The sequence below is a fragment of the Phenylobacterium sp. genome (genome assembly GCF_035539035.1).
Taxonomy (GTDB): domain Bacteria; phylum Pseudomonadota; class Alphaproteobacteria; order Caulobacterales; family Caulobacteraceae; genus Phenylobacterium.
In genome coordinates this window covers 526,316-539,260 of record NZ_DATLJI010000012.1, presented here as the reverse complement: position 1 = coordinate 539,260, position 12,945 = coordinate 526,316, and the positions used below count along the sequence as shown (strand labels likewise).

Genomic DNA, 12,945 nt, shown 5'->3' with positions numbered 1-12,945 from the left:
AGGCGCCGGAGGGTGCGGGCCCCTCCGGCCCCGGACTTGCGTCCTTAGAACGCGTACTGCAGGCGCACGTAGCCGCGACGGCCGAGCAGGTCGTACGTCATGGTGTCCGTGTTGGCGTCCGTCCAGCTGGCGATGAACGGCGCGTCCTTGTCGAACAGGTTGTCGACGCCGACGGCGACGTTGGCCTTCTCGCTCAGCCGGTAGGCGACCTGGGCGTTGTGGTAGAAGACGTTCGGGGTGCGCGATCCGATGGCGGTCGGGGCGGCGTTGAAGTCCTTCGCCTTGCCGATCCACTGCACCGACCAGGTGGCGTTCCAGTTCACGTCGGAGACCGTCAGGCTGGCGTTGGAGCGCCAGTGCGGATAGCCGCCGTTCCCGCCGCCGATGAAGCCGTCGAAGATGATCGGCGCCGCGCCCTGGAACGGGATGACCTCGTACTTGGCGAGGTAGGTGGTGTTCCAGTCGAAGTCCGCGCGGAAGCGCGAGATGTCGAAGGCGTAGCGCACGCCCACGTCGACGCCCTTCATCGTCTCCTTGCCCGCGTTGGTCGGCTGGGAGGACAGGAAGTTCACCTCGCCCGTGCGGCTGCTGCGGGTGAAGTGCTCCGGGCTGCAGAACGGGTGCGAGAGGTTGGCGCTGGCGTAGCAGACCGCCAGCTTCGTCGAGCCCGGGATGTTGCGGATCGCGTCCTTGATCTGGATGTCGAAGTAATCGACCGTCACCGACAGACCCGGCGTGAAGGTCGGCTGGACAACCACGCCCAGCGTCAGGTTCTCCGACTCCTCCGGCTGCAGGTTCTGGTTGCCGCCCACCGTGGTCAGGACGGTGTTGCCGAGCTGGACGTAGCCGGCGGGCACGCCGGAGGCCTGGCAGTTGGCGATCAGGATCGGGTTGCCGCTGGTGGAGTAGCGGCTGCAGGGGTCGGTGGTCGTCAGGTTGCCCTCGGCGACGCCGCCGAACAGCTCCGGCACGCTCGGGATGCGGAAGCCGGTGCCGTAGGTGGCCCGCAGGCGCAGGCCGTCCATCACCGTCCAGTCGAGGCCGAGCTTGTAGGTGATGTTGTCGCCGAACAGGTTGTAGTCGGAGTAGCGCACCGCGCCGTTCAGCTCGACCCGCTGGGCGAACGGCATGTCCGCCAGCAACGGAGCGGAGAGCTCCAGATAGGCTTCCTTGGTGTTCACCGAGCCGGAGATCGGGTCCTGCTGGTTGGTGTTGGCGACACCCAGCACGGTCAGGGCGTCGGGGTTACGCCAGCCCTTCTCCTCGCGGTAGACCACGCCCGCGGCCACGCCTACCGGGCCGGCCGGCAGGTCGAACAGCGAGCCGGTGACGTCGGCGGTGACGCTCTTCTGCTCGTTGCCGCCGGTGTCGCGCATGGTGAAGAGGATGTAGTCGAGCACCTCCGGCGTCAGGTCGCCGAAGCCCAGGTAGTCGGCGCAGGGCGCGGTGGAGGTGGAGCCGGGGACGCAGGCGGCGATGGTCGCGCGCACCCGCTCCAGGTTGGCGATGTTGGTCGAGCCGTCGATGCCGGTGGTGCGGCCGAAGTTGGCTGCGGCTTCCCAGCTCCAGCCGGCCCCGAAGGCGCCGCGCAGGCCGGCGACGCCGCGCCAGGTGTCCGTCTCCTGGAAGAACTGGCGCGGGCCGGGCTCAGCCAGGCGGCGCTGGATCAGGAGGATGTCCTGGCCGGTGGGGTTGTTCCGGTTGTTGGCCGTGATCGTCAGGTTGCGCAGCGAACCGGGCGTGGCGATCTGGCTCGTCTCGCGGTGGGTGAACAGGAACTCGCCGAACATCTCGACGCTGTCGGTCAGCTCGTAGTCCCCGAACACGCCGACGCTCACCCGCTCGAGCGCGCTGACCGCGTTCAGGAAGGGGTTGGAGTTGAAGTTGTGCTTGGCCGCGCTGTACGGCTCGAAGAAGTTGCCGTTGCCGCCCGGCGTCTGGTTGAAGTTGATCTGCTGGCCGTTCGGCAGGACCGCGCGCCCGCCGATCGTCGCGGCGCTGCCCACGCAGACCAGCCGGCCGCCGACCTCGCCGAGGCCGCAGGGCTCGCGGTCGGCCATGTTGACCGGGTCCATCTTCTGGTAGCTGACGCCGGCGACGAAGCCGCCGCGCTCGCCGCGGACGCCCCACAGCAGATCGGCGGCGTACTCCTGGCCGTCGCCCTCGTCGGTGACCCCGTACTTGCCCGTGAGCTGCACGCCTTCGAAGTCGGTGCGGGTGATGATGTTGACCACGCCCGCGACGGCGTCGGCGCCGTAGATCGCCGAGGCGCCGTCTTTCAGGACGTCCATCCGCGCGATCATGCCGGTGGGGATGGTGTTCAGGTCGACGGCGCTGTTGGCGCCAGTGCCGCCGTAGACCACCCGGCGGCCATTCAGCAGCACCAGGGTGCGGTTGATGCCCAGGCCGCGCAGGTTCACCTGCGCCGTGCCCCAGCCGTTGCCGGTCCAGTAGGCGTTGGTCTGGTTGCCGGCGTTGCCCGCCGAGGCCGGCAGGCGCTGCAGCAGGGTCTCGACGTTCATCACCCCGGTGCGTGCGATCTCCGCCTCGCTGACCACTGTGGCCGGGCCGACGCCGGTGATGTCGGCGCGCTTGATGCGACTGCCGGTGACGATCACCTCCTCGACGTCGCTCCCCGCGGCCTGCTGGGCCGCGGCGGCCGTGCCGACCATGCCCATGGAGACGCACGCGCTGGCGAACAGCAGCTGCTTCGTGAACCTTTTCATAACGACCCCCTCGTATCCCGCGATGAAGTCATCCGCTTCTTGTCGGACTGGACTTCGGCGCCCAACTCGGCGGCCCACCCTTCCCGTGTCAATATTGTCTATACATTTAGCCGCGGCTTAGGCCGGATGAAAGTTTCGCGACAGCGCCCGCGTCGGGCCGAGTTATGGGCGTGAGGCCCCGCGGAGCGAAAGAATCTGCCCCGGCCAGGCCGGCAAAAAGCAATTCCCTGGTTATTTTTTATCAAGCCTTTGGATACCACGGCAAAGGCACAGGCCAAGATTCCAGGCGCCCCGGCGCCCAAGTTATGCGCGGGACCCACGCCGAAGCGCGGCAACGCGCCAGAAAATCGGAAGTAGATTTCCACCGCCTCACAACCCGGAGACGATCTTGGCGGCGGCAGGACTTGCCGTGGCCTCGCCCGCGATGACCGAAAATTCCGACAGACGGACAATTACGGCGCGAATACACACACCCATAGCCACGCCATGGATGCTCGCCCGCTCGAACGCGGCGCCGTCATCCGGGATACGCGCCGCTCGGGCGGGCGCCCTCAAAAAAAGTGGCGGCGCCCGGGCTTCTGCCGGGCGCCGCGCCGTCTCAGCCCTTTTTGAGGGCGACGATCTGCTGGCCGTTCAACTGGAAGGTGACCTTGTCGCCGACCGCGGCCGCCTTGAGCAGGGCGGGGTCGGAGACCTTGAACGGCATGGTCATGGCCGGCCAGCCCAGCGCCTTGATCGGCTCGTGAGCGATGGTCACCGTGCCCGCGCGGGCGTCGACCGCCTTGACCACCCCCACCCCGGTGACAGCCGCGGCCGCAGCGGGAGCCGCATGGGCGGCGTGGTCATGCGGCTGGGCGACGGCGGTCCCGGCCAGGGCGAAGGCGGCGACGGCCGCGGCGGCGATAAGCTTCATCTCGTACTCCTGAGAACGGGAAAGGATCAGAACCAGGCCCTGAGGCCGACGACGAAGCGGGTGTCCTCCACCCCCTCCCCGGCGGCGCGGGCGAAGTCGGCGGTGTCGCCGAACTTCCGCTCCCAGTTCACGCCCACATAGGGCGCGAACTCGGGCTTGATGGCGTAACGCAGGCGAAGGCCGAGCTCGACGTCGCGAACGCCCGAGCCCTCCTCCAGGGCGCGATCGGCGCTGGCGGCGAGGTTTACCTCCGCCCGCGGCTCGAGGATCAGCTTCTGGGTCAGCCGCAGGTCGTAGGAGCCCTCGAGCCTCGCCGAGAGGTCCCCTTCGTCCGAGAGGAAGAGCGCGCCGCCCACCTCGAACCAGTAGGGGGCCAGGCCCTCTACGCCCACCGTGGCATAGGTCGGGCGCGGCCGCGGCTCGAAGTCCTGTCGGACGCCGGCCTGCAGGTTGAAGTAGGACCCGATCGCCCGGGAATAGAGCGCCTGGACCTCCGCCTCGTGCAGGTCGCCGTCCTCGCCCTCGCCTTCGGTAGAGAGGACGAAGCGGTTGATGTCCCCGCCGAACGAGGCCTCGCCTTCCCAGGCGTAGGCGTCGCCGTCGTCTGAGGGCCGGACCTCGGCGGTCTCCAGCAGCACCCGCGACCAGCGGATGTCGCCGTGTTCCTTGCGGAGCAGGGCGCGGGCCTCCGCCATCTGGCGCGCGCCGAAGAAGCGTTCCGCAGCGTGGTCCGTGGGCGGCGCGGGCGCAGGTTCGGAGCCGACGTCGCTCGGCGCCATGTTGTGCCCGGCGTGCGGGTCCGCCGGGGCCGGCGTGACGTGGCCCGCATGAGGAACGGCCGGTTGGGCCGGCGCAGCGGGCATGTTGTGCCCTGCGTGCGGGTCCGCGGCGGCCGCCGGAGCCTGCGCCGGCATGTGGTGGCCGGCGTGCGGATCGGCGGGCGCCGGCGCGGCGGGCATGTTGTGGCCCGCATGCGGGTCAACGGCGGCGGGCGCCGGAGCCTGCGCGGGCATGTGGTGGCCGGCGTGAGGATCGGCGGGAGCCGGCGCGGCGGGCATGTCGTGGCCCGCATGCGGGTCCGCGGCGGCGGGCGCCGGAGCCTGAGCCGGCATGTGGTGACCGGCGTGCGGATCAGCGGGAGCCGGCGCGGCGCGCATGTTGTGGCCCGCGTGCGGGTCAACGGCGGCGGGCGCCGGAGCCTGAGCCGGCATGTGGTGACCGGCGTGCGGGTCGGCGGGCTCGGCGAAGGCGGGCCCGGCCGCGGCGAGCGGGGCGGCGGCGATCAGCAGCAGGCGCTTCATGCTGCGGCTCCTTCCATCGGACGCACCGTCACCACGCGGAACATGCCCGCGTGCATGTGCAGCAGCATGTGGCAGTGGAAGGCCCAGTCCCCGGGCGCGTCGGCGACCAGGTCGAACGACAGCTTGCCTCCGGGCAGGACGTTCAGGGTGTGCTTCAGCGGCTGGTGGTCGCCGTGGCCGTTCACCAGGGCCATGAAGTGGCCGTGCAGGTGGATCGGGTGGGCCATCATGGTGTCGTTCACGAGGGTCACGCGCACCTTCTCGTTCAGGCGGAACGGGATCGGCTTGGTGGTCTCAGAGTACTTCTCCCCGTCGAACCCCCAGATGAACCGCTCCATGTTGCCGGTCAGGTGGATGTCCAGGCTGCGCGAGGGCGTGCGGGTGTCCGGATTGGGCCGGGTCGCCACGAGGTCGGTGTAGGTCAGCACCTTGTGCGGCACGCCCTCCAGGCCCGTGCCGCGGTCGCCCACCCGGTCCACCGGCATGGGCGAAATCATCTGCACCCCGGGCGTCAGCTTCACCTGCGGCGCGTTGGCGGGATCGCGCATGCCCATGGAGCCGTGGTCCATCTGCTGCCCGCCGTGGGCCCCGTGGTCCATGCTCCCCATGCCCATGTCCTTCATGGTGAGGATCGGGCGTTCGCGCAGCGGCGGGACCTCGGCGACCATGCCGGCCCGCGGCGCCAGCGTGCCGCGCGCCATGCCCGACCGGTCGGAGGTCTCGGCCACCAGGGTGAAGGCCCGGTCCTCGGTCGGCTGGACGATGACGTCGTAGGTCTCGGCGTTGGCGATCTGGAACTCGTCCACCTCAACGGGGCGCACGTCCATGCCGTCGGCCTGCACCACCGTCATCTTCAGGCCGGGGATCCGCACGTTGAAGATGGTCATGGAAGCGGCGTTGACGAACCGCAGGCGCACCCGCTCGCCCGGGCGGAAGAGGCCGGTCCAGTTGTCCTTCGGCCCGTGGCCGTTGACCAGGTAGCTGAAGTTGGCGGCCGTCACGTCGGCGATGTCGGTGGGATCCATGCGCATCTTGGCCCACTCGATACGGTCCTTCAGCGGCTGGTCCTTCCCGGCCAGCAGGCCCGCCACCGTCTGCTTCTGACGGTTCGAGTAACCCGGCTGCTGCTTCAGCTTCACCAGCAGGTGGTGCGGATGCATGAAGGTGTAATCCGACAGCACGATCACGTGCTCGCGGTCGTAAGGGTTCGGCTCCGCGCCCGCCGGATCGATGACGATCGGAGCGTAGTGGCCGATCATCTCCTGGAGCCCGGAGTGGCTGTGGTACCAGTAGGTGCCCGCGTGCTTCACCGGGAACTCGTAGGTGAAGGTCTCGCCCGGCTTGATGCCCGGGAAACTGACGCCCGGCACCCCGTCCATCTGGAACGGCAGCAGCAGGCCGTGCCAGTGGATCGAGGTCTCCTCGTCGGTCAGGGTGTTGGTGACGTGCAGCCGGACGTTCTGGCCTTCCCTGAGCCGGATCAGCGGCCCGGGCACGGTCCCGTTGATCGCCACCGCGTGGCCGCGACGCCCATCCACCTGGAAGGGCGCGTGGCCGATGCTGAGCCGGATGTCCTCGCCTTCCAGCGCCGTGGGCCTGGGGCTCAGGCCCGGCGTCTGGCTGCGCGCCCAGCCGGGCAGCAGGCCCGCCGCGGCCAGGCCGGCGCCGCCCGCCAGGATTTGGCGTCGATGGAGGTTGGGGAGTCCCGCGGCCATGCCGTCTCCGGTGTCGTTCCACAAATCAGGAGGGGGTCGATACGGCTTCCCATGGTGGGAAGGTCAAGCGTCCCGTCGCATGTCTGATACGCGGGCCAGGCGGCGATCCCTCAACGGCGGGGGCGCTCCGACAGCAGAACCGCCAACCGCTGGCGCGCGCGGTAGACCCGCATCTCGATGGTCTTGGCGCTGACGCCCAGGAGGGCGCCGGCTTCCTGCTGGCTCATGTCCTCAAACCAGGTGAGCAGCAGGGGCTCCTTCAGCTTGGCGGGCAAGCGGGCGATGGCGCGGTCGAGCCGCGCGGCGTCCTGCGCGCGGCCGAGCGCCGCCTCGGGCGTGGCGCCGGGATCCGGCTGGGCCTGCGCCTCGGGACTGTCGAGGTCCCGCTCCCCGAGGATCGCCCGGCGCACCGCCAGCCGGCGGCCGCGGTCGCGGCACTTGTTCAGCGCGATCGCCCGCAGCCAGGTGGGGAACGGCCTGCGCGCGTCGAACCGGCCCATGGCCTGCCAGGCGGCCACGAAGGTCTCCTGGACCACCTCGTAGGCGGCGTCCGGCTCGCCGACATAGCGGCGCACGAAGCGGTAGAGGCCCTCCTTGTGCCGCCGCATCAGCAGGGTGAAGGCCCGATCCTCGCCGGCGGCCGCCTCCCGGGCGAGATCGAGGTCGTCGCGGTCGTCTCCGCTCACGGCGCGGGTTCGGTCAGGGCCTCTGCCACACGCGCATCGAACTTCGCCGCCTGCTCCGGCGTCAGCACCCGCCGCATCTCCAGGACGTGGACGATCGTCTCCTTCTGGAGCTCGCCCATGGCGTGGTGGAAGCGCTCCACCGACGCCTGCACCTCGGGGGAGTATTCATGGCGGGCCTGGATGGCGGCGGCCAGTTCGGCGTTGGCCGACCTGAGCTCCGCCTCGCGGACGCGGCGGCGGACGGCGAACGCCTGCTCGAGCTGGTCGAGCCTGGCCTCCTGCTGGGCCGTGAGGTCCATCTCGTGGTGGACGAACTCGTGGAGCGACGGCTGGGCTCGGCGAGAGTCGATGTAGCGGGCCGCCCCCCAGGCGCCGAGGGCGCCCGCCAGCATGGTCAGCATCAGGGTCAGCAGCAGCCCGCGGCTGACGCCCTTCATCCGCGCCCCTCGAGCAGGGTCGAGGGGGCGAGCTGGGGTCCGAGGGAGAAGACCGAGATCTCGTTGTCGCGGGCGCCGGCCGACGCCGCCCCGAGCCCGCCGGCGGCGAGGCCGAGGAACAGCGAGCCCATGACCGCCGCGACCCGGACGGCGAAGGCTGCCCCGGCGCCGCTGCGCGTCTCCCGCACTTCGTCCAGCCGACGCCACACCACAGGCTCGAGCTGGTCGAGCGGACGGTCGGCGGGCTGGCCCTTCAGCGCCAGAAGCGTGGTTTCGAGCCTGTCGGCCACCGGTGACTCCAAGTCCGTTCGCCCACGACGATATACGCAGCGGCCGTCGCCGTCCCTCAGGCGATAAGAGCTCAGGTCGTCACGCTGCGCACCGCCTCCGCCAGGAGGGCGGCAACGGGGATGCCGTTGCTCGGGTGAGGCACGGTGTCGGTGGAGACGACGGCGCGCGTGGCGCGGGCGAGCCGCCGGCCCACCTCTCCATCGAACAGGGCGTGGACAGCCAGGCAGACCGGCGGGGACAGGCGCTGGCGCACGATCCCCGCGGCGGCCTCGATCACCGTCTGGCCGGACGAGACGATGTCGTCGATCAGCACCGGCTGGCGGTTGCGCCAGGCTCCGAGGTCCGGAACCTCGATGGACACGTCGCGGTCGCCGTGCCGCGCCTTCTCCAGCACCACGTGCGGCGCGCCGGCCAGCGCCGCGACCTCGGCCGCCCACTGTTCGCTCTCGGAGTCCGGGCCGACGATCAAGGGATGCTCGACGTTCTGGGCGATCCAGGCGGCGAGCAGCGGCGCAGCGCGCGCGGCGATGGCGGGGATCGCGTAGATCTCGTCCAGGGTCGCGTGGCGATGCAGGTGGGGATCGACCGTCACCAGCCCGTCGAACTCCCGCGAGACCAGCTTCGCGAAATGCCGCGAGGTGACCGCTTCCCCGGGCCGGAACCGCGCGTCCTGCCGCATATAGGCGAGGTAGGGCGCGACCAGGTCCACCCGCGCCGCGCCGAGCTCGCGCGCGACGCCGGCGGCGAACACCAGCGGCAGGAACTGCTCGTCGGGCCCGGCCAGGCTGCAGACCGCCAGGACGCGCCGGCCGGCCACGTCGGACCCGATGCGCACATAGCTCTCGCCATCGGGAAAGCGCCGGGTCTCCAGCACGGCCATCTCGGCGCCAAGGGCGCTCGCCAGCGCCTGGGCCTGGGCTTCGGAGCCCGGGAAGGGAAGGACGACGTCGATCAGGTCAGGGTCCGATGCGGTCGGCCGGCCAGGTCAGCGGCGCGGGCGGCGCGACCGTGGCGAATGGCGGAGAGGGTGGGATTCGAACCCACGGTACCCTCGCGAGTACGCCGCATTTCGAGTGCGGTGCTTTCGACCACTCAGCCACCTCTCCAGGCCGTCTTCGGGCCGCCGCAGAGGGGCCCGCCGAGTGAGCGGCGGAACCTACTCATCCGACCCGGCTCGCGCAAGCGGCTGATTAGCGCGGGTAAAGCACCATCTGGGTGCAGCGGAACACCGCCATGGTCTTGCCGGTGGTCTCGTTGACCGCCTCGGCGTCCCAGACCTGGGTCATGCGGCCGCCGTGCACCAGCCAGGCGCGGCAGGCCACGACCTCGCCGACCTTGGCCGTGGCCAGGAAGTTGGACTTCAGCTCCACCGTCGTGAACCCGCTGGCGCCCTCCGGCAGGGAGGCCACGCAGGCGTAGCCGCAGGCGCTGTCCACCAGGGCGATCACCGAGGCGGCGTGGACGAAGCCGTTGGGCGCCATGTGGCCCTGGGTGACCGTGAAGCGGCCGCGGGCGGCGCCGTTGGCCACCTCCTCCCACTCGATGGCGAGGTTGCCGGGAAGCGTTCCCTTCTGCCGCTCGGCGAACGCCGCCGCCTGGTTGCCGTCCATCATGGTCCTGCTCTCCGTGCTCGACCGGACTTGGGAGGCGGACGTCGGGGAAGACAAGCCGGCGGCCCGAACTTCCTCACGCTGCGGTCGCCGGGCCCTGGTAGGCGTCGCGCAGCTCGCGCTTCAGGATCTTGCCGATGTGGCTGCGCGGCAGGCTGTCCACGAACTGCAGGTCGGCGAGGCGCTGGGTCTTGCCGACCCGGCCGTTCAGCCAGGCCTTCAGCTCGTCGGCCGACACCGTCTGGCCGGGCTTCAGCGCCACATAGGCCACCGGCGTCTCGCCCCACTTGTCCGACGGGACCCCCACCACCGCCGCCTCGAGCACCGCCTCGTGCTTCACGAGTTCGGCCTCCAGGTCGCTCGGGTAGATGTTGAACCCGCCCGAGATGATCATGTCCTTCTTGCGGTCCATCAGGGTGAGGAAGCCGTCCTCGTCGAAGCGGCCCACGTCGCCGGTGCGGATGTAGCGCAGGCCCTCCGGCGACCACCACTCCGCCTCCGAGGTCTTCCCCGGCTGGTTGTGGTAGCCGACCATCATCGCCCCGGAGCGACCGACGACCTCGCCGATCTGGCCCTGCGGGACCTCCTTGCCCTCCTCGTCGATCAGCCGGATGTCGTGGCCGGGCAGCGGGCGGCCGACGGTGTGCAGCTTGTCGGGGAATTCGTGGCAGAGTAGCCCGCAGGAGCCGCCGCCCTCCGTCATGCCGTAGTACTCGACGAGCCCGCCCGGCCAGCGGTCCAGCACCTGGCGCTTCAGCGCCGCCGAGAACGGCGCCGAGGTGGAGAACTTCATCTGGAACGAGCTGAGGTCGTAGCGGTCGAAGTCGGGATACTCCATCAGCCGGCGGTACTGCACGGGCACCAGCATGGCGTGGGTGGCGCGGTGCTTCTCCGACAGCTCCAGGAACTGCTTCACGTCGAACTTCGGCATCAGCACCGCCGTGCCGCCATTCGAGATGGTCGGCAGGAAGGAGACCAGAGTGGTGTTCGAATAGAGCGGCGTGGAGACCATGGTCACGGCGCCCGGCGGATAGACCCCGCGGCGGATCTGGCCCCAGCGCATCCGGTGCGGCTGGACGATGCCCTTGGGCGCGCCCGTGGTGCCCGACGAATAGATGATGTTGAAGCCCTGGTCGGGATCGACCTCGTGCAGCACGGGCTTGGCCCCCTCTGGCGCCAGCCAGTCCTCGAAGGGCGTGCCGCAGTCCGAGCCGTCGAGACTGACGCGCCTGGCCTTCACCTGGTCGATGACGCCCGCCATGTGATCGGCGAGCTGCTTGTCCAGGAAGAAGACCTTGGCCCCGCTGTCCTCCAGCTGGACGATCAGGCTCTCGGGCGTCGAGGAGGGCGCGAGCGGCGCCACGATGGCCGCGGCCCGCAGGATGCCGAAGAAGGTCGCGCCGTATTCCACCGAGGAGGAGGCGCAGATCGCCGCCACGTCGGCCTTGCCCACGCCATCCCGCTGCAGGGCCGCAGCGATGCGGTCCATAAGCGCGTCCAGCTCGGCGTAGCTGACCGTGCGCTTGGCGTCGACGAGGGCCGGCTGGTCCTTCAGCGCCTTCGCCTGCTCACGGATGACATCGGCGATCGTCCCGAAATCCTGGGCGAGCAGTTCCTCGACGGACATGGCGGCTCCTCAAACAGACGTTTCAATTTGACGTCATAGCGCCTTGCGGACCCAGCGTCAGGGGGGTTCAGTAGAGCCAACCAAGCGCGGGACGAACCCGCCGGCGGGAGGGACGTATGGCCGACGACGAGATGATCTCCTTTGGGGCGAAGCTGCGCCAGCACGCGCGCTTCCAGCCGAACGCGCCCGCGGTGAGCTGCGGGCCCGAGACCCTGACCTATGCGGAGCTGGACCGGCGCTCGAACCGCATCGCCCGCGGTCTGCAGGCCTACGGGGTGAAGCAGGGCGACCTCGTGACGCTCGGCCTGCCGAACAGCGTCGGCTTCGTGGAGGCCGCCCACGCCATCTGGAAGCTGGGCGCGACGCCGCAGCCGATCTCCTTCCGGCTGCCGAAGGCCGAGCTGCAGGCGATCGTCGAACTGGCGAACTCGCCGGTGGTGATCGCGGCCTTCGACCATGCCATCGACCGCCCGATCCTCAGCGTCGCGGACCTGGCGGCCAAGTCCGAGGACGACGGCGACCTGCCCGACGCCATTCCGCCGATCTCCAAGGCGCCGACCAGCGGCGGCTCCACCGGCCGGCCGAAGCTGATCCTGGCCGGGCAGCCGGGTCTCACCTTCCGCGAAACGCCGGAGGTTGGCGGCTTCCGGCTGCGGCCGATCGAGACCGCCCTGATCCCGGCGCCGATGTACCACAACGCCCCCTTCGGCATGATGATGCAGGCCACGGCGCTCGGCGCCCACGTGGTGGTCATGCCCCGGTTCGATCCCGAGGCGACCCTGGCGGAGATCCAGGCGCGGCGCGCGACCTGGGTCTACCTCGTGCCGACCATGATGAGCCGCATCTGGCGGCTGCCGGAAGAGGTGCGCGCGAAGTACGACCTCTCCTCGGTGGAGACCCTCTGGCACATGGCCGCGCCCTGCCCGCCCTGGCTGAAGGAGGCCTTCATCCACTGGATCGCGCCCGGCGAGGTGATGGAGCTCTACGCCGGCACCGAGGCCCAGGCCGTCACCATCATCACCGGCTCCGAGTGGCTGGAGCACCGCGGCTCGGTGGGGCGGGTCGCGATCGGCGAGATGGCGATCTTCGGCGAGGACGGCCGGCCGCTGCCGGCCGGCGAGACGGGCGAGATCTACATGCGCCGGCCGCCGGGCTCCCCGGCCACCTATCGCTACGTCGGCGCGACGCCCAAGACCCTGCCCGACGGCTGGGAGAGCCTGGGCGACATCGGCTGGTTCGACGCCGACGGCTACCTCTACCTGGCCGACCGCCGCGCCGACATGATCCTGGTGGGCGGCTCCAATGTCTATCCGGCGGAGATCGAGGCGGCCCTGGAGGAGCATCCGGCCGTGCAGTCGGTGGCGGTGATCGGCCTGCCCGACGAGGATCTGGGCGCGACGGTGCACGCGATCATCCAGGCGCGGTCACCCGTCTCGGAGGAGGAGCTGCGCGCGCACCTGAAGGAGCGTCTGGTCACCTACAAGCAGCCCCGCACCTACGAGTTCGTGGACGAGGCCCTGCGTGACGACGCCGGAAAGGTCCGGCGCTCGGCCCTCCGCGAGGCGCGGCTGAAGACGGCGGAGCCGGCCTGAGCAGGCCGGACTTCCTGCCGCCGCGTCAGGCCTGCTAAGCCCGCGCG

The 12,945-nt window shown here is 70.3% G+C and carries 11 protein-coding genes and 1 tRNA gene; 1 reads left to right on the top strand and 11 read right to left on the bottom strand.

From position 1 onward, the window contains the following. Positions 1-44 precede the first annotated feature (44 nt). The 11 genes from VM685_RS07975 to VM685_RS07925 form a co-directional block, all read right to left on the bottom strand. Positions 45-2,726 carry a TonB-dependent receptor gene (locus VM685_RS07975; protein ID WP_325459590.1) on the bottom strand — a complete coding sequence of 894 codons (2,682 nt, stop codon included), beginning with the start codon at positions 2,724-2,726 and terminating at the stop codon, positions 45-47. A gap of 598 nt (positions 2,727-3,324) precedes the next feature. Next, entirely contained in the window at positions 3,325-3,639 is a 315-nt protein-coding gene (locus VM685_RS07970; protein ID WP_325459589.1) for a copper-binding protein, read from the bottom strand. A gap of 26 nt (positions 3,640-3,665) precedes the next feature. Continuing rightward, complete coding sequence (locus VM685_RS07965; protein ID WP_325459588.1) at positions 3,666-4,940, bottom strand: copper resistance protein B; 1,275 nt, start codon at positions 4,938-4,940, stop codon at positions 3,666-3,668. After that, a complete protein-coding gene (locus VM685_RS07960; protein WP_325459587.1) occupies positions 4,937-6,655 on the bottom strand; it encodes a copper resistance system multicopper oxidase in 1,719 nt (572 codons plus the stop codon). Before VM685_RS07960 ends, VM685_RS07965 begins: the two co-directional genes overlap by 4 nt. Positions 6,656-6,765: 110 nt before the next feature. After that, the gene (locus tag VM685_RS07955; RefSeq protein ID WP_325459586.1) at positions 6,766-7,341 is read right to left on the bottom strand and encodes a sigma-70 family RNA polymerase sigma factor; all 576 of its coding nucleotides are present in this window, start codon (positions 7,339-7,341) and stop codon (positions 6,766-6,768) included. Beyond that, complete coding sequence (locus tag VM685_RS07950; RefSeq protein WP_325459585.1) at positions 7,338-7,778, bottom strand: Spy/CpxP family protein refolding chaperone; 441 nt, start codon at positions 7,776-7,778, stop codon at positions 7,338-7,340. Before VM685_RS07950 ends, VM685_RS07955 begins: the two co-directional genes overlap by 4 nt. Next, complete coding sequence (locus VM685_RS07945) at positions 7,775-8,068, bottom strand: hypothetical protein (RefSeq protein ID WP_325459584.1); 294 nt, start codon at positions 8,066-8,068, stop codon at positions 7,775-7,777. The genes VM685_RS07950 and VM685_RS07945 overlap by 4 nt, the downstream gene beginning before the upstream one ends. A 71-nt stretch (positions 8,069-8,139) precedes the next feature. Then, positions 8,140-9,021 (bottom strand): ribose-phosphate diphosphokinase, encoded by an 882-nt coding sequence (locus VM685_RS07940; RefSeq protein WP_325459657.1) that lies wholly within the window; start codon positions 9,019-9,021, stop codon positions 8,140-8,142. Positions 9,022-9,085: 64 nt separating this feature from the next. Then, a tRNA-Ser gene (locus VM685_RS07935) sits at positions 9,086-9,175 on the bottom strand. A gap of 84 nt (positions 9,176-9,259) precedes the next feature. Continuing rightward, positions 9,260-9,682 carry a PaaI family thioesterase gene (locus VM685_RS07930; RefSeq protein ID WP_325459583.1) on the bottom strand — a complete coding sequence of 141 codons (423 nt, stop codon included), beginning with the start codon at positions 9,680-9,682 and terminating at the stop codon, positions 9,260-9,262. 73 nt (positions 9,683-9,755) lie between these two features. Then, positions 9,756-11,306 carry a class I adenylate-forming enzyme family protein gene (locus tag VM685_RS07925; RefSeq protein WP_325459582.1) on the bottom strand — a complete coding sequence of 517 codons (1,551 nt, stop codon included), beginning with the start codon at positions 11,304-11,306 and terminating at the stop codon, positions 9,756-9,758. A gap of 116 nt (positions 11,307-11,422) precedes the next feature. Here VM685_RS07925 and VM685_RS07920 point away from each other — a divergent pair, with 116 nt between their 5' ends. Continuing rightward, positions 11,423-12,898, top strand: coding sequence for an AMP-binding protein (locus VM685_RS07920; protein WP_325459581.1), 1,476 nt, complete (start codon positions 11,423-11,425; stop codon positions 12,896-12,898). The last annotated feature ends 47 nt before the right edge of the window (positions 12,899-12,945 follow it).

Bases quoted from the DNA above. Each gene is read 5' to 3' on its own strand.
- VM685_RS07975 (WP_325459590.1), bottom strand. From the start codon at position 2,726: ATGAAAAGGTTCACGAAGCAGCTGCTGTTCGCCAGCGCGTGCGTCTCC.
- VM685_RS07970 (WP_325459589.1), bottom strand. From the start codon at position 3,639: ATGAAGCTTATCGCCGCCGCGGCCGTCGCCGCCTTCGCCCTGGCCGGG.
- VM685_RS07965 (WP_325459588.1), bottom strand. From the start codon at position 4,940: ATGAAGCGCCTGCTGCTGATCGCCGCCGCCCCGCTCGCCGCGGCCGGG.
- VM685_RS07960 (WP_325459587.1), bottom strand. From the start codon at position 6,655: ATGGCCGCGGGACTCCCCAACCTCCATCGACGCCAAATCCTGGCGGGC.
- VM685_RS07950 (WP_325459585.1), bottom strand. From the start codon at position 7,778: ATGAAGGGCGTCAGCCGCGGGCTGCTGCTGACCCTGATGCTGACCATG.
- VM685_RS07930 (WP_325459583.1), bottom strand. From the start codon at position 9,682: ATGATGGACGGCAACCAGGCGGCGGCGTTCGCCGAGCGGCAGAAGGGA.
- VM685_RS07925 (WP_325459582.1), bottom strand. From the start codon at position 11,306: ATGTCCGTCGAGGAACTGCTCGCCCAGGATTTCGGGACGATCGCCGAT.
- VM685_RS07920 (WP_325459581.1), top strand. From the start codon at position 11,423: ATGGCCGACGACGAGATGATCTCCTTTGGGGCGAAGCTGCGCCAGCAC.